This window comes from Flavobacterium degerlachei, from assembly GCF_900106645.1.
GTDB lineage: Bacteria > Bacteroidota > Bacteroidia > Flavobacteriales > Flavobacteriaceae > Flavobacterium > Flavobacterium degerlachei.
Window position 1 is genome coordinate 32,826 of the sequence record NZ_FNMV01000014.1, and the last position, 16,205, is coordinate 49,030.

The 16,205-nt window shown below is 32.0% G+C and carries 17 protein-coding genes; 5 read left to right on the top strand and 12 right to left on the bottom strand.

The genetic code is table 11. The annotated features are described in order from the left end of the window. Positions 1-338 precede the first annotated feature (338 nt). A complete protein-coding gene (locus tag BLV91_RS13700) occupies positions 339-1,193 on the top strand; it encodes a sensor histidine kinase (protein WP_091434269.1) in 855 nt (284 codons plus the stop codon). Further along, positions 1,190-1,903, top strand: a complete 714-nt coding sequence (locus BLV91_RS13705) for a LytR/AlgR family response regulator transcription factor (protein WP_091434271.1) — start codon at positions 1,190-1,192, stop codon at positions 1,901-1,903. Before BLV91_RS13700 ends, BLV91_RS13705 begins: the two co-directional genes overlap by 4 nt. Positions 1,904-1,969: 66 nt before the next feature. On the opposite strand, the gene BLV91_RS13710 is transcribed toward BLV91_RS13705, so the two are convergent. The 9 genes from BLV91_RS13710 to BLV91_RS13750 form a co-directional block, all read right to left on the bottom strand. Continuing rightward, positions 1,970-2,935: an NAD(P)-dependent alcohol dehydrogenase gene (locus BLV91_RS13710; RefSeq protein ID WP_245709711.1), complete on the bottom strand. Its 966-nt coding sequence runs from the start codon at positions 2,933-2,935 to the stop codon at positions 1,970-1,972. A 143-nt stretch (positions 2,936-3,078) separates the two neighbouring features. After that, positions 3,079-4,119 carry a serine hydrolase domain-containing protein gene (locus BLV91_RS13715; RefSeq protein ID WP_091434390.1) on the bottom strand — a complete coding sequence of 347 codons (1,041 nt, stop codon included), beginning with the start codon at positions 4,117-4,119 and terminating at the stop codon, positions 3,079-3,081. 212 nt (positions 4,120-4,331) lie between these two features. Continuing rightward, on the bottom strand, positions 4,332-4,694 hold the full coding sequence (locus BLV91_RS13720) for a cupin domain-containing protein (protein WP_091434273.1): 363 nt from the start codon (positions 4,692-4,694) through the stop codon (positions 4,332-4,334). A gap of 403 nt (positions 4,695-5,097) precedes the next feature. Continuing rightward, positions 5,098-5,814: a CPBP family intramembrane glutamic endopeptidase gene (locus BLV91_RS13725; RefSeq protein WP_091434275.1), complete on the bottom strand. Its 717-nt coding sequence runs from the start codon at positions 5,812-5,814 to the stop codon at positions 5,098-5,100. Between the two features lie 117 nt (positions 5,815-5,931). After that, complete coding sequence (locus BLV91_RS13730) at positions 5,932-6,312, bottom strand: zinc-binding dehydrogenase (RefSeq protein WP_091434277.1); 381 nt, start codon at positions 6,310-6,312, stop codon at positions 5,932-5,934. A gap of 15 nt (positions 6,313-6,327) precedes the next feature. Next, positions 6,328-6,741 carry a DUF6326 family protein gene (locus BLV91_RS13735; RefSeq protein ID WP_091434278.1) on the bottom strand — a complete coding sequence of 138 codons (414 nt, stop codon included), beginning with the start codon at positions 6,739-6,741 and terminating at the stop codon, positions 6,328-6,330. A gap of 34 nt (positions 6,742-6,775) precedes the next feature. Then, positions 6,776-7,150: a cupin domain-containing protein gene (locus tag BLV91_RS13740; protein WP_091434280.1), complete on the bottom strand. Its 375-nt coding sequence runs from the start codon at positions 7,148-7,150 to the stop codon at positions 6,776-6,778. Positions 7,151-7,212: 62 nt separating this feature from the next. Continuing rightward, the gene (locus tag BLV91_RS13745; protein ID WP_091434282.1) at positions 7,213-8,385 is read right to left on the bottom strand and encodes a serine hydrolase domain-containing protein; all 1,173 of its coding nucleotides are present in this window, start codon (positions 8,383-8,385) and stop codon (positions 7,213-7,215) included. 56 nt (positions 8,386-8,441) lie between these two features. Further along, the gene (locus BLV91_RS13750) at positions 8,442-10,247 is read right to left on the bottom strand and encodes a serine hydrolase (protein WP_091434283.1); all 1,806 of its coding nucleotides are present in this window, start codon (positions 10,245-10,247) and stop codon (positions 8,442-8,444) included. A gap of 225 nt (positions 10,248-10,472) precedes the next feature. Between BLV91_RS13750 and BLV91_RS13755 the strand changes: the two genes are divergently transcribed. Both BLV91_RS13755 and BLV91_RS13760 read left to right on the top strand, forming a co-directional pair. Continuing rightward, the gene (locus BLV91_RS13755) at positions 10,473-11,504 is read left to right on the top strand and encodes a sensor histidine kinase (protein WP_175514013.1); all 1,032 of its coding nucleotides are present in this window, start codon (positions 10,473-10,475) and stop codon (positions 11,502-11,504) included. A gap of 8 nt (positions 11,505-11,512) precedes the next feature. Beyond that, the gene (locus BLV91_RS13760; protein WP_091434288.1) at positions 11,513-12,250 is read left to right on the top strand and encodes a LytR/AlgR family response regulator transcription factor; all 738 of its coding nucleotides are present in this window, start codon (positions 11,513-11,515) and stop codon (positions 12,248-12,250) included. A 40-nt stretch (positions 12,251-12,290) separates the two neighbouring features. Here BLV91_RS13760 and BLV91_RS16900 read toward each other — a convergent pair whose 3' ends face one another. The 3 genes from BLV91_RS16900 to BLV91_RS13770 form a co-directional block, all read right to left on the bottom strand. Then, entirely contained in the window at positions 12,291-12,518 is a 228-nt protein-coding gene (locus BLV91_RS16900; protein ID WP_139262336.1) for a hypothetical protein, read from the bottom strand. Further along, entirely contained in the window at positions 12,503-12,937 is a 435-nt protein-coding gene (locus BLV91_RS13765) for a hypothetical protein (RefSeq protein ID WP_175514014.1), read from the bottom strand. Before BLV91_RS13765 ends, BLV91_RS16900 begins: the two co-directional genes overlap by 16 nt. Positions 12,938-13,170: 233 nt before the next feature. Next, a complete protein-coding gene (locus BLV91_RS13770; protein WP_091434292.1) occupies positions 13,171-14,415 on the bottom strand; it encodes a site-specific integrase in 1,245 nt (414 codons plus the stop codon). A gap of 1,033 nt (positions 14,416-15,448) precedes the next feature. Here BLV91_RS13770 and BLV91_RS13780 point away from each other — a divergent pair. Beyond that, positions 15,449-16,204, top strand: coding sequence for a hypothetical protein (locus BLV91_RS13780; RefSeq protein ID WP_091434294.1), 756 nt, complete (start codon positions 15,449-15,451; stop codon positions 16,202-16,204). Position 16,205 lies beyond the last annotated feature (1 nt).

The following is a 16,205-nucleotide window of genomic DNA, read 5'->3' on the forward strand; positions in this document are numbered from 1 at the left end:
TGAGTCGATTATTAGTAAGTTGATGCAAATTATTCCATGAATCTTCTTAATATTAGTAGTTTTACAAGGTGATTGCATTCTTAAAAAAATATAAAGCATTTATATACGGACTTATAATCTTTAGGATTGTCGTTCTGGTATTATCGTATTTTGACTTAATTCATATCGATAATTCAGAATACTTATCTAATACATTAAGTTTTCTGTTCTATTGGGTTCTATTTTCTTTACCCATATATTATTTCTCTTTTTTAAAGAAACATAAAACTAATACCATCAAATATTTAGGTCTGATTGCTCTTTTTTTTCTTGTAATAATTAATGACGCCAATTCAAAGATGATTGATAATCCAATTACTTTTATTGGAATTATTAGTATTAGTTTGCTTTTGTTTTCAATGATAGCATCAAAATTCTTTAAGAAGTACGCTCTCTTTACAATAGTTTTTTATGTCTTTATTTTAAGTTATTTTGTCTATATAAGGGTATATATTGATGATATAAATGTGTATTTACAACAAGAAAAAGAAATCAAAATCATTTTAATGATTCCTTTTTTTGTATTGATTTTAGGATGGTTTTTTCAGCAATGGAAATTGTTGAAAACCTTAGAGTCAAAAAAAACGAAAGCTGAATTATCACTTTTAAAAAGTCAGATAAATCCACACTTCTTTTTTAATACCCTAAATAACTTATACGGTTTAACTGTAGAAAAATCTGATGATGCACCAAATGTTGTTTTAAAATTATCAGAAATGATGCGTTATACCATTTATATGGGAAAAGAAGATTTGGTGCCTTTAAAAGATGAAGTCGACTATTTACAGAACTATATAGAATTACATAAAATCAGGTATCAAAAAAAAGTAGATATTCAGTTTACGTATTCAAATATATCAGATTATCAAATCACACCTTTATTGTATATCATTGCATTAGAGAATGCTTTTAAACATGGTGTTGAAAAATTAACAGAAAATGCCTATATTCATATCATAATTAGTACAGACAATGGAAGTATTCTCTTTGAAATAGAAAACAATTTTGAAAAACCAGATACAAAACAAAACGCTGGAATAGGGTTGCATAATTTAAAACAACGATTACAATTATTATATCCAAAAAAGTATCAACTTACTATTGAAAATCGCGATTCTATATTTAAATTAACTCTTAAAATAGAAACAATATGATACATTATTTAATTGTTGATGATGAACCAATTGCACATCGCATTATTGAAAATTATTGTGAGAATTTACCACATTTAGAAAAAAAGGGAAATTGCTACAATGCGTTTGAAGCCATGCAATTTTTAAATGAAAATGAAGTGGATTTATTGTTTTTGGATATAAATATGCCAAAATTATCTGGATTTGATTTTTTAAAAACCATTGCAAACCCTCCAAAAATAATTGTAACTACTGCTTATAAAGAGTTTGCTTTAGAAGGATACGAACTTAATATTTCAGACTATTTATTAAAACCTTTCAGTTTTGAACGCTTTGTAAAATCTATCAACAAGACAATTTTTCCTGCGAAAGAAAAGGATACTTCACTAGTTGTTGCAAAGCCCGAAATCGAATCTGTGGCTTCGAGTTTTTTTCTTAAAGGGGATAAAAAGCATTCTCAGGTTCATTTTAAAGATCTTTTATTTATTGAAGCTTATGGTCACTATACCAAAGTTTATTTAAAAAATGAGATTATTGTTAGTCATGAAAAAATCTCATCTTTTGAGAAGCTTCTTCCGGAATCGCATTTTATTAGGACACATAAGTCGTTTATCGTTGCCAAAAATGAAATTAAGCATATTGAAGGTAATCGAATTATTATTCAAAATCATAAAATACCCATTGGACAAACCTATAAAGGGAATGTAAATAAACTATTCTTAGTTAATTAATCTTCTTTATAAAATTATAAGACACTACCCTAAAAAAGGTAAGCATAATTCTAAGGGTTCAATTTTTTAAACATTGATTATTACATTACCCGTTTTCTCTCCAGTTAGCACATACTCATACGCTTGCACTATATCTTCTAATAGATATTCCCTATCTATAATGGGTTTGAACTTTCCATTCTCCAACATATTAATAATATAGGGTATCGTTATTCGCTTGCTGTATGGTATCGGAAAGATTACTTTTTTAGTTCCGAAAATTGATGTGGAGACTGCATATAAGACATTTTGGGAATAAGGCCCTAACTCAGAAGATATATAAACTCCGTTTTCTGTTAGTAATGATTTACACTTTCCAAATGTACTTTTGCCAACTGCATCAAATATGAAGTCATATTTATCATTGTCCTTTGTAAAGTCTTCCTTGGTATAATCGTAAATTTTATCAGCACCCAAAGATTGAATTCGTTTGATGTTTTTAGTATTACAGGTAGCTGCTATTTTCACATCATATGTCCGTACAAATTGTAACAGAGCGGACCCGATCCCTCCAGTTGCTCCATTTATTAGGATTTTTTGCCCAGATTTAATATTTACTTTATGAATGAAAGTATACGCATAGTGCGCGCCTTCTAAACTTGCAGCTGCTTCTTTGTAATCTATCTTTTTGGGAATTAAGAATAAATGTTCTGCTGTTGTTGTTAGATATTCCGTTTGCGATTCAGAACCGGTATCATTAAAACCAAATACTTTATTACCAATACGAAATGACTTCACATTTTTTCCTAGTGCGATTACTTCACCTGCAAAATCTGTCCCCAATATTATTTTTCGTGGCTTAAATAATCCTAAAACAAACCGCATAATAAATGGTTTGGCAGTAAGGTTTGCACAATCTGTTCGATTGACTGTAGTGGCATGAACCCTAATTAGGACTTCATTTTCTTTAGGAATAGGTTTTTCAATATTCTCAATTTTTATCTGATTCGGTGAACCATATCTTCTTCGTAAACAAGCTTTCATTTTTTCCATTTTCATTTTTTTATTCCAATAGGCATATTGTGTTAGTAAGATTATTACTTGGAAAAATGCGCATAATTCCCTCTGGTACAATCAGCTATTAAACGTATAAACACTTAGGGTTTAAATCTGTTTTAAGCATTAATTATATACAGTTATGCGCTTTTTTTTCTTCTCACTATTTTTACAATACGACTATATATGATTTCCGCTAAATTCCAGTCATATCCATCAAAGTTGGTTGTATTATTAAATTGAATAACAACTGTATCAATGTCTTTGTAGTATTTGGCAATACTCTGATAGCCAGGTAACAAACCGGTATGTTCGTAGACGTAAATGGAGGAATAGATTTCCTGTTCCCCTTTATTAAATACGGAACCATCGTTTAATGCTCTCAAGAATATACCCACATCCTCTGCAGTTGCTAGCATTAAGCCTGTATTTTCAGTTTTAAAATCTTTATCAACACCAACATAGTAGCCACTCATCACGTCGTCAATATTCACCTCACTCAGCGAACCGAAAGTATGTTTCAGCCCAAGGGGAATCAATATTTCCTCCTTGATATATTGTTGGTGGCTATAGCCCAACGTTTTATCAATGAGGTCCTCAATCAACATATAATTGGTATTGGAATAACCATAATCTTCATCTGGCTCAAAGTCAGCCGGTAAACCGAGTGCGTATTCAAGTGTTTCTTTTCTGTTTTTTGGAGGTTTTATCCAATAGTCAGGATGGTCAACAAAATTAGGAATACCACTCCGATGCTGCACCATCATTCTCAAGGTTATTTTGTCCGAATTTTCTATTCTACGGGCAAGTTCAGGAAAGTATTCAGCGAGTGTTTTATCTAAAGACAAGCGCCCTTCTTTCACTAGCTTTGTGGTAGCAACAGCGATATATAACTTTGTAATACTTGCAATCTTGAATAAGGCTTGCGGGTAGGCAGGTATTTTATTTTTTCGGTCATGCCAGCCTGCGGCATAAAACTCCGGTGGCTTTCCAGCTTGGTCCACATAAACAATCATGCCGTCAAACCCATGACTGATGCCTTCCTCTAATTGCTCTTGAACCGTGTCAGGTAATGGTAGTATCCATGCCTTTACCAAAACCCATGGTACGAAATACAACGAAGATATGCTTGCAATAATAAATACTATTCTAAGCAGTCGTTTTATTGTTTTTTTGTTCATAGTTTCTTTTTTTTTCGGAAACATCAGTTCTAGTTATTTTCAGTATTTGAACAATACTATTATATACGGGTGTGATATTCCAAGTCAGAAAGTCATTAAAATGCGCTTAAAGTGTCGTATTTTGGATATGGATTTCCATTATTAGTACATAATTTTTCGCCTCTATAATTTCATAATTTTAATGAATTCTTCAAATGCCGTTAACGTTAATTTCAGCTTAGTCTTTGATCAGTAATACTTTTAGTTATTTCAGATTTAACATCTCCCGTGTGTGCGGTAGTTTTATTTTCTATTAACATTATTTTGCATTCCTCTTCAGCTGAAACTCGGTGATTGATCCCTTTTTTCACTATAAAAAGATCCCCTTCGGTCATCGTAAAGCTATCTTTACCTTCTATTTCAAAAAGAAGGTTTCCTTCAATGACATAAAAAAGTTCATCTTCATTTTGGTGCTTGTGCCAAGGTACTTTTTCACCTTTTATTTTGGCTACCTTTATAAATACATCATTGACCTCTCCAATTATTTTAGGTGAAAAATACTCCTTGATGCTATTTGCTTTTTCTTTTAAATTCATCGTTGTTGTTTTTATTCTAGTGAATTTTTGCTTTAGTGTTTTCTAGTTTTAAGCCTTACCCATTGAGAATTGTTCAATGCGCTCTAAGTTCTGAAGGATTATTGTTTATGACATCTAGTGCCGCTAAATAAGTAAGACTTTGTAAAATGGATATGTTAAAGTTATTGTAAGATAAATATAAAATATTTGATGTATAGGCTTTTATGTGTTTTTTAAACCTATAAAATCTGTTTGTAAATGAGAAATTAACTTTTTATGCTTTGTTTGATCAGTACGGTGTCAATTTAAAATAACCTCTGCATTAGTAATAATTATTTAGGTTTCTATTTCATTAAAAGTTGATGTTTTTTTATCCTGTTTGAATAATTATTCCTCGAAATTCTAAAAGTACATTTGTTTATCGCTAATTTATAACTCCATCATTTAAATATAATGCTATCAGGCTTATAGAATTAATAATTGCATGTGCAATTATTAGAGGGAACAGTTTTCGTTTAATTAGAAAATATATTGAACCAAATATTAGCGCAATACAACCAGTTGCAATAACACCTGCCAACCCTTGATAAATATGAAGCATCCCAAATATTGTTGCGTGTATAATTAATGCTAAAATAACACCTGATTTATTATTTCCGGTGCAATCTACCAATCTATTTAGTAAATACCCACGAAATAATATTTCTTCACCCAAAGCTGCACCAAACCAAACTATAACAATTAGATAAAGTACAAACACAAGTGGTTTTCCCATAAAAAAGGCAAATCTATCAGCTACATCTGTTGGATTAGTCAAACTGAAGTTTTCTAATAATGGCTTTACAATTAATCCCATAACTGAGAAAATTGCAAATAAAATTAGAATTACTAGCAATATACTAATTAACCAATTTTGTAAACCTTTTGGTAGTACAAATCCTAATTCTTTCCATTTTAACTTTTTATGTTTCATGAAAATTGTACTGACTATAACTCCACACCAAATTGCTATCGAGCCAGAGCCTATGATGTTAAAATAATCTCCAATATGTTTTATACTTAATATCGTAATAAACACAATTGCTATTTCTAGGACTATTTTTATATGTAATGATTTATTATATGGTTTTTTATTGTTCATCTAGTTTGTTTTATTTTAATATTTGTGCGACTGGAAAAGCCGAGATTTTTTGGTTTAGTATGATTCGTAGTTTCATAAGTAGTAAGGATTTGAGTTAATCGATATTACATCATCTTTTTATTGATGGTTCATACGGATAATCACATTTCCCTTTTTATGTCCTTTGTCGACATGAGCGTGGGCCATGGTTATTTGCTCCAATGAATAGGTTTGGTCAATTACTGCTTTCAATTTTCCTTTTTCAATTAATTGTTTGAAAAAAATCATATCATCTGCAGTTGCCTTTATCACCCCCGACACAATTTTTTTGTGGGTAAACAAAGATGTTATTGCACCAAATATCATTAAACCAATTCCAGCACTTGTCATGAGGAGGTACCCTTTTTTATTCAGCGATTTTAGTGTTGCCCAAAAGGGGCTTTTGCCAACGGTGTCAAAAATGATGTCATAAGTTTGTCCGTTTTTTGTAAAATCTTCTTTTGTGGCTAGTATTTTTATACATGCCTGCGTTGGCTATTTATTAGGTTCTTTTAGGTTTTTCCATTTCCACGCATACCAAATAATAAATAGTGTTGCTGCAATTTCTATGGTACTGCAAAATACGTAATATTTGGTTGGAGAACCTACAAGCAGTGTTGAAGTCTGAACTAGAGTCATTATTGTACCTGCTATTATGTTAGCGTAGCTGTTAACTTTATTTCGCAATATTCTTGATAACAAGACCATAATTATTGGTATTTCAATGAAAATTGCGGCACCTAATAAAAAATTTTCGTTTATAGCCATCCCACCCACATTTCCTGTCAAATATTGTTTTAGTAGGGTAACATCCATTAATCCCATTATGTCGCAATACAGATAATTTAGAGTTACAAAAATCCACAGCGTTGAAAGCAACATTTTTTTGTCCATTTTTTTATTTTTCATAATTTACCATTGATCAATATTATTAAGTTTTGTTTTAGCTTTGCCTTTGATTGTCAATATTTTTAGTTATATCAGATTTAACATTTCCTGTATGATCAGTAGTTTTATTTTCTACTAACATAATTTTGCATTCTTGATCAGATGAAACACGGTGATTGACACCCTTTTCTATAATAAAAATATCGCCTTCGTTCATTATAAAGCTATCTTTCCCTTCAATTTCAAAAATAAGGCTTACTTCAATGACGTAAAAAAGTTCATGCTCATTTTGGTGATTGTGCCAAGGTACTTTTTCGCCCAATATTTTCACAATCTTGATATAAACATCGTTCACCTCTCCAATAATTTTGGGCGAAAAATGATTCTTAATATTTTTTAGGGCAATTGGTATGTTTATTTTTGAATTCATTATCAGTCAGTTCATTATTTAATTTAAATCTAAGCATATATTTTATGAGGTATTAGCCATTATTATTGTTCAATATGCTTTAGAAGTGTTCTATATATATCCCTAACCTCTGACATAGAGTTTTCTGTCTCGGAGGTATTAACAAATATTATTATACCGTTTCCATTTTCTCTTAAAAAATATGCGTGGGATATCACTCCCGGATCATTTCCGCTATGTCCAATCTTTTCTAAATCCACACTCCAGAAAATACCTTTCCTAAAATCAGATGAAATTGGGTCTTTCATCATTTCTTTATAACTAGTAGCTTTTAAAATATTATCCTCACCGTTATAGCCCTGAATCATTGTAATAAGAAACTTACTAAAATCTGTAATGCTGGTCATAAAACCAGCATCGCCATAAGTAATTTGTTCATATTCTGGTGTTGGGTATCCATACCAATATAAAGTGGAAACGTTACGTGGTTGATAATTTTTTGAGGGCCAGCCAGACTTAGTGATTTGCAGTGGGTCAAGTATGTGTTTTTGAACAAATTCAATGTAACTCTCACCACTTACAAGGTCAATAATATAGGCAGCTATATTAGCGCCCATATTGCTATATTTATAGGTGCTTCCCGGAAGGCTATTAGAGAAGTTTTCTTTGCTGTACCAAATTCCATTTTTACTGTATTGATTTTCAATGAAATCGGAAATTGGCATCCATTCATTCATATTGAAAAGATCTACAGCCTCCTTTACTTCTTGTTTAGTTTCATCAGGTAAATTATTATAAAAAGGCGGAATTTTGTCTTTGAATATATATGCTCGATCGTATTGATCACCATCAATAATACTTGAAGTATGGTTTGCCAGTTGCTGGATTGTTATTTTTTCGTTTGGAAAATTTGGATTATAAATTTTAAATGGAAGGTAGTCGTTAATGTTATCATTAAGATTTAATTTACCCATTTCTTGTGCTTTCATTAAGGCAACTCCAAGCAAAGTTTTAGAAATTGAAGCAATTGGTTGTATTGTATTTATTGTATAAGGTGTTTTTGCTTCTAAATTAGCATAACCAAACCCTTTCGCATATACGATACTGTCTTTATTGACAATTGCAACAGCAAAACCAACAAGACTACTGTTAATGCTTATTTTATTTAACTTTAGGGTAATTGAATCACCGACATTTTGCGCTCTGATTGATGTGCTAGTAGACAGAATAATAGTAAGTAAAAAAAGATTTTTCATTAGAATGAAATTTTTTGTTTAAAAAAAGACGAACAGTATCTTGTTTTGTTACCCTACTAAGGGTTTATAACCTCAGCTTTAAAATTTATGGAACCGTCTGTCAAGATTAAGTCCGTATCAGTTAGCTTTATTTTTAAATCTTGCATCCCGCCATTTTGATGGCCATTGATAAAAAATTCATTTTCGCTTATAGGTACTAATTTTACGCTATTGATATGACTTGTTTTAACGTCGTCATCCATAAACATTCCTTGTATTTTATTTGATGGGTTAATACTTAAAACGAATCCGACATCAACACTTTCAAAGTGAAATCTTATATGAACATTTTTGACTTCGTCTCCTTCAATTTTATAAATATTGTATGAAATGAACTTGCCTGCATGTTCTAAAAAATTGGACCACATTCCTTTTAACTGCGCTAATCCTTCTTCGGTACCTAAAAAACCTTGCATTTGATCATTGCCATAGTTTACAAGTCCTTCAAAATTTTGGCTGCTCATTGCATTTGCAAAAAACAAAGCGGTTTCACTTGCGCCATTGTTTTCTTTCGCATTTCTTGAAAAAGCATAGGTAAATACTGACCATGGTGCTATGCCTGTTGCATCTAGGGAATAACTATTTCCGTTTTTTGTAAGAACAAGAGAGTGTTCACTGTCAAGTTGGTACGTTTTAGTTGAATTAGCGGTTACACTAGATTTAGGTTTAATTGGTGATGGTAAAAATTCGACCTTCTTATCTAGTAGGATTGAAATAATTTTATCCGTAATTTCTCCTTCAACAAATGAGTTTTTGCCTTGAAAATCATCAGCTATTGGATTAACAGAAGTTGCATTGGATAAAATAATTATTTTAATGTTTTTTTCTGGTAGCGAACCCATGACAGATGCATAACCAGGAAGTAATCCGTTGTTGTAGATCCATTTTTCACCTTCCTTATGGTCAATAACCCATCCCAATCCGGATAGCATTCCATTAACTCCCATATCTTTTGTACGACTATAAAGCTCGCTCACTGAGGCCGGTTTTAATACTATTCCATTATCCAAAGCTTGCATGAAATTATATAAATCAATTGTTGTTGAATTAATATCAGCTGCTCCAGTAAGCCACGAAGGATCTAAATGATCATTAAGTCTTTCAATTTTGTTCATCCCTAAACCCAGATATGGCTGAGTTTTTTGGTCTACAAACTTAAACGATGCAGAGGCCGTATTTTTCATGTTTGCAAGTTTAAAAACGGATTGGCCCATAAATTCGGCATAACTCTGTCCGCTCACTTTTTCAATTATATGTGCTAAAAGTACATATCCAAAATTATTATATTCATATCCTGATCCAGGTTCAAAATTCAATTTTGAATCTTTAAATTCTTCTAAGAGTTTGTCAAAAGTTATGGCTTTTCCTGTAGGCATAAGACCGTTTCCACTGTCATCTGTCCTACCAATATTGGCTTGTATACCGGAACTGTTATTTAGCAAATGTTGGATTGTGATACGATTCGAAAATTCGGGCATAAAATCTGGAAAATAAGATGAAATAGGAGTCTCTAATGTCAATTCTCCATTTTCAACTAACTTCATGATACCAACAGCTGTTAGTGATTTCGAAAGGGAGGCAATCCCAAATATTGATTTAGCATTGTTTTTTCTATTTTCTTCAAAATCAGCATAACCAAAACTTTTTTGATAGATTATCTTATTGTCTTTACTAATTAAAACATTTCCAATAAAACGATTATAATGAGTATAACTTTCAATTAACTCATTAATATTCTTTTTTAATACTTTGTCAGAAGTTGATTGCGCAAAGGAATTAAATCCTAAGGCAAAGGCGATTAATACCACGGCTACTTTTTTCATCTTTTATTATTTTATAATTAATTTTGAAGCAATATTAGATAGATAAGATCATACAATAAAATGTAAGTGACTGTTGTCCTTTTTGATGTGATGGAACACAGTATTTATGTAAAAAAAAAATAATTTCACAGTAATATGGAGTCTGGTCCCTGAAAAGTAGACTTTCGCCCCTTTAATCTTTTTAAGTTATTTAAAAATCTATTTTTGACAATGAAACACTTCAACATGAAAAAATATATAGAAATAGCAATCCACATTTTAGTATGGGGACTTGGTTACTTTTTAATTTTAAACTATACATCCACGATCGGTGACTTCAGGAAAGATAAAGGTCCCTATTGGATTGCAATATTGTTTGGTACGATTATGAATCAAGTGGTTTTTTATACAACAGCATTTTTTTTGGTACCTAAATTATTGCGGCTTAAAAAAATTAAGACATTATTCTTTTCTTTATTAGGAGGTTTTATACTTATTAATTTATTTGAAAGCGTCATAGATTATCGATATTTGGCAGTATTTTTCTCTTCCGCGAATGAGTCCTTCGCAGTAAATTTATTGTATAACTCTGTGGTTAGCTACTTTATATTACTTGCCGCTTTGTCTTATGCTCTCATAAAATATTGGATACAGAATGAAAAACTAAAAAGAATATTGCTTGAAGAAAAACTTTCCACCGAAATGGCTTTTTTGAAGTCTAAAATTAATCCACATTTTCTATTTAATGTTTTAAACAGTTTTTATGCACAATCATTACGGAGTAATGCTCCCGAATTAGCTGATGGAATTGCTAAACTGGCAGAATTAATGCGTTATATGGTTTACGAAACGAATGAGGAAAAAGTGGCGCTGGATAGAGAAATTAATCATCTTAAAAATTTCATTCAGGTATATCAGTTGCGAATTGCTAAAGAAGACGAAGTGTCTATAAATTTTGTAGTAAAAGGGGATATAAAAGCGGTTAAAATAAGTCCTATGTTGCTTATTCCATTTGTTGAAAACGCTATAAAACATGGTATTGATCCTAAAATAAAATCAGTAATTGATATATGCTTAAAGATTGAAAGAAAAAAGTTGTACTTTAAAGTAACCAATGCAATACATCAAAGTATTTATGGTTTAGCCGATGAACCCTCTGGTTTCGGGCTTGATAATTTAAAAAAGAGACTCTCCATTTTATATCCGGATATTTATACTTTAGAAACAAAAGAAGAAAATGGATATTTTATATCTTTACTCATTCTACAACTTGATTAACAATTCTTATGGACTGTGTAATAATTGATGATGAACCCGCTGCTATTGATGTACTTAAATTCCATTTAAGTAATATGCCATTTATGGTATTGAAGAAAACTTTTAGAGATCCTTTAGATGCGCTTGAATATCTTCAAAAGAATACAGTTGATCTTGTTTTCTTAGATATAAATATGCCTAAATTATCGGGGATTAGCTTTCCTAAGTTTTTACAAAATCCACCTCTTATTATATTTACTACTGCTTATTCAGAATATGCGTTAGATAGTTACGAGCATGGAGCTGTTGACTATCTTTTAAAACCAATTGAATTTGACAAACTTCTTAAAGCTGTTATGAAAGCAAAACAGCTTTTTGAAACAAACTTAAGAATCCCAATTGCAAATAATGAAATTTATCCTGACTTTTCTGAACAAACAATTTTTATTAAAAGCGGATCAGAATTTCATCAATTGTTTATTCAAAATATAAAATACATAGAAAGTGATGGTAATTATGTGACTTTCTATACAGATAAACGACCTATTTTGGCACGCTATAAAATATCTGAAGTATTGGAATTACTACCTGAGCAATATTTTGTTAGAATACATCGATCCTATATTGTGGCTTTAAAACATATAGAAACAGTCAAAAAACATTGTGTAATAATAGACTCAAAAGAAATTCCCATAAGTAGTAATTATAGGGAGAAATTTATTTCTATCATAGATGACATAGTTAAGAAAAGAGAAAATAATATTTAAAAAACGATTGATTTTAGAGAAAAGCAGTTTTTTAATATTATTATTCAAACCATCTTGTCTTTATCGAAATAAGAGCTGGATTTACTTTTATTACATACCTCGTGTCTGACAGCAATTCTTGTAATATTGTATTAATTGAATTTACTATTATTTTGTCACTATAACGCAGTCGTGAAATGGTGCAAAAAGTGGGAAGTAATTTATTATTTCCCGTTATTAAAATAAGCTGAACGGTGCTATGGTAATTGTCATCTAATGAGACTTCCATTTTTTTTGATTCCAAATGTCGAATGACTGTGGTGCGATAAATTTTTCAAAGTCTACCTGAAATAATTCTTTAGATTCATAGTATAGTGCTTCTGGAACGTGTACATTAAAATTGCTTATCATAAAGTTATCGTCTAAGATAAATGTTGTTTGCACTAAGTTTTGATAACTGTAACGGGGATTAACATAACCTGATCGCAGTATAATATCATGCATTTGTCCAGCAAGATTGGTAAGCATTTTAGACAGTTTACCCACTTCGTCGTTTTGATCTGTTTTGATAATTCTAAAAGCGAGATTGCCAGTTGCCATTTCGAACAGCATTTGGTAAATTGCCTTAATCCTTTGTTGGTTTTGTTGCGTATCCATGATGTTGTATTTGTGAAGATTTGAAGGAATGGAGTGGGGAAGTGCTGACAAAATTATATAATGCAATTCTCCGAATCAAGAAGTATGGTGTTCAATTCGGGAATTGAATAGTTGTTTTTTAGTGAATACCACCGCATTATTGCGGTGAATATAAAGTGTTATCACCGCATTATTATAAAAAGTCTACAGTTGTCAGCTTTTTCAAAGAGCTAAGGAATAATAGTTGCACGAACCCTTATGGTAATAAAAGTCAAGATTACTAATAACTAAACAGTTGTGAAATATCATATTTTTTTTTGTTCCTTTTTTGCTGCTATCGTACTGAATTTGTCTCGTAGAATTTTCATGTCTTCACCAACCTTTTTATCGAGTACTTTAGCATAATGTTGGGTGGTTTTTAGGCTGGTGTGGCCCAACATTTTGCTGATTGTTTCTAAAGGAACACTATTGGAAAGTGTCACCGTTGTGGCAAAAGTATGCCGAGCAATATGGAAGGTCAATTCTTTTTTGATTTCGCAAACATCTGCGATTTCCTTAAGATAGGCATTCATTTTTTGGTTGGTCAAAATAGGGAGGAGGCGATTCTCATTTTTGCAAACCGGATGCTCTGCATATTTGTCTATGATTTCCTGTGCCATCGGCAGTAATGGAATTTTGGATGCTGTGTCGGTTTTTTGTCTGTTCTTGAATATCCATTTATTGCCATCTATACCCAACGCAATATTGTCCAGCGTTAATTGTTTCACGTCGATATATGCCAAGCCCGTAAAGTAGCTGAAAACGAATATATCGCGAACGAGTTCCAATCGCTCGGAAACAAATTCTTTGTTGATCATTTGTTCTATTTCGGATTCAGAAAGAAACTCCCGAACTACTTCTTTGACTTTCGCTTTGTAATTGGAGAAAGGATCCTTGTTTAGCCATCCATTGGCCATCCATTGGTTAATGATCTTGTGGAAGTTCTTGATGTATTTAACGGCGGTGTTATTGGCACATTTTCTTTCGCTGCGTAAGTAGAATTCATAATCTGTAATGAAGGCATGATCTATTTTAGTGATTTCGATATCGGATATGTTGTATTTCCATTTGAGAAATTCGAGAGTATGCTTTAGAGAGGTGGTATATCGCTCTAGTGTTCCAGGTGCATATTCTTTACCAACCAATTCTTTGATTTTGTTGTTGTGATCCTTGAAAATGGGGATAAGCATTCGTTTGCTGTCGTGGAGATCAAAAATTTCATTCTTTAGATTTTCAGAAGTTATAATAATATCCTTTTTGTATAATTTTTTCTCAGCTTCTAAAATTTTAGATTTTAAATATTCAAGGTGACTGTTTATTGAACGAGTCTCTTCATTGGTTCCCTTCACTTTAGATCCTTCATTTGACCATTTCTCAGGATTAACAAATTTGTTGCTACTAAATTCAAATCGTTTAGATTGTACAGTGCCACGTACATAAATAGGGCAGATGCCATCATTATTGACTTTTGATCTCTTTATATAAAAGAGAACGGATACGGCTGTGTTCATGGTTGGTGACCTTTTAGTTATTATTAAATTTAAACTTTGTACTACTTCCAAACAAGATGTTCAAATAGTGAAAAGGTATTTGAACAAATGTTGAACTGGTAACTTTTGAGATAGGTGTCACTTGAGAAATATAATTTCAGTGACACCTCAAAAGATACCTAAGTTTTGAGATTTAATGAATAATTTGATTTGCCGTAAATGAAAAAACCCTCCTAAATCATAAGATTTAGAAGGGTTTGCTTCGTTTAGTATTTCTACTGGCGGAGAAAGAGGGATTTGTATTCCTCTTTTTATGCTAGTGTTTACGATGTCTCGCAAACTATTTTAAAACAAGGGTCTCGATTTTACTCCTACGATTTATAGGTAAAAAATCATGTAATCTTATCACTGTAAATATAGTGATAATTAAAGGTTTATCAAAGTAAAAAAAGTCCTTTCATTGTTTAAACTTTGAACTAGTTGAGTACTATTATTGAACTGGAATCGGTTCAAAATTTAGTTGCCTAAAACATAAAATCTATCCAATTATTAAAGGTTCAACCTGTTCAATTTTAAGGCTCGTAAATTGGCAAAATTCTTCAATAGACACAAACTCATCTTCTAGTTTGTTTAACTTAATTCTCATTTTTTGAAGTAGCCTAATGCTTTGACGATAACTCTTACCAGTTATACGTTGTATGTCCTTAGGGTAGATACATAATCTCTTGTTTTTGGCTCTCATACTCTATCTATGACTTTGATTGGGCTTTGCCTAATCTGGAACCTCTGTGGTTCAAGTTCTGGCACTCCATAAAAATAGTAAATAATTCCTTTGGTTCAGAAGCGGAAATCTACTCCCGTCAATGTTGGTTGTAAATGGGTATTTAGGTCATTTTATGCCATTTGTGTCACAAAGTGACATATGGGATAGGGGAGTCTTTTTTATGTGATTTAATTGACTAAAATTTGTTTCATAATCAATCGAAAAGTGTTGCAACAGGATGATGATTGAGAGCGTATTTAGCAAAATTATTCATTTAAAATTTTAGGAATTATGGCAAGACAGAAAGGCATAATTAAATTGAAGGGTACTATTGGAGATATTACCTTTTATAAAACCAAAGATGGGCATTTGGCTCGTGAAAAGGGCGGTGTTGATGCCAGCCGAATCAAAAGTGATCCTGCATTCCAAAGAACTCGTGAAAACGGTGCTGAGTTTGGGAGAGCAGGTAAAGCTGGAAAAACGCTGAGAACAGCATTTAGAACATTATTGATCAATTCTGCGGATAGTAGAATTGTGAGCCGTTTGACTCAATCTATGATTAAAGTGATCCAAGCGGATTTAGTGAACGAAAGGGGATTGCGTAATGTAATTGATGGCGAAGCGGAATTGCTTGTTGGTTTTGACTTCAATATCAATGGTAAATTAGGTACGACTTTGTTTGTTCCTTTTGTAGGAACTATTGATAGAGTTGCAGGCGAAATTTCAATTGCTATAGATCCTTTTGTTCCTGCAAATATGATTGCTGCGCCTGGTGGAACTACTCATTATAAAATCATTTCTGCGGGAGCCGAAATCAATTTTGAGGCCGAAACTTTTGTTGTTTCCAGTTCTGAGACAGCTATCCAACCGTGGGATTCCGCAGCAGTTGTTGCCATTAATCAGTTGAATGCTGTGACTCCAAACAGTGTTAGTCCGTTGTTTTTGGCTTTAGGTCTGGAGTTTTATCAGGAGGTAAATGGAAAAATGTATCCATTGAAAAATGGGGCTTACAATCCGTTGTCATTGGTACAGGTAAGCGGTCTGTAAG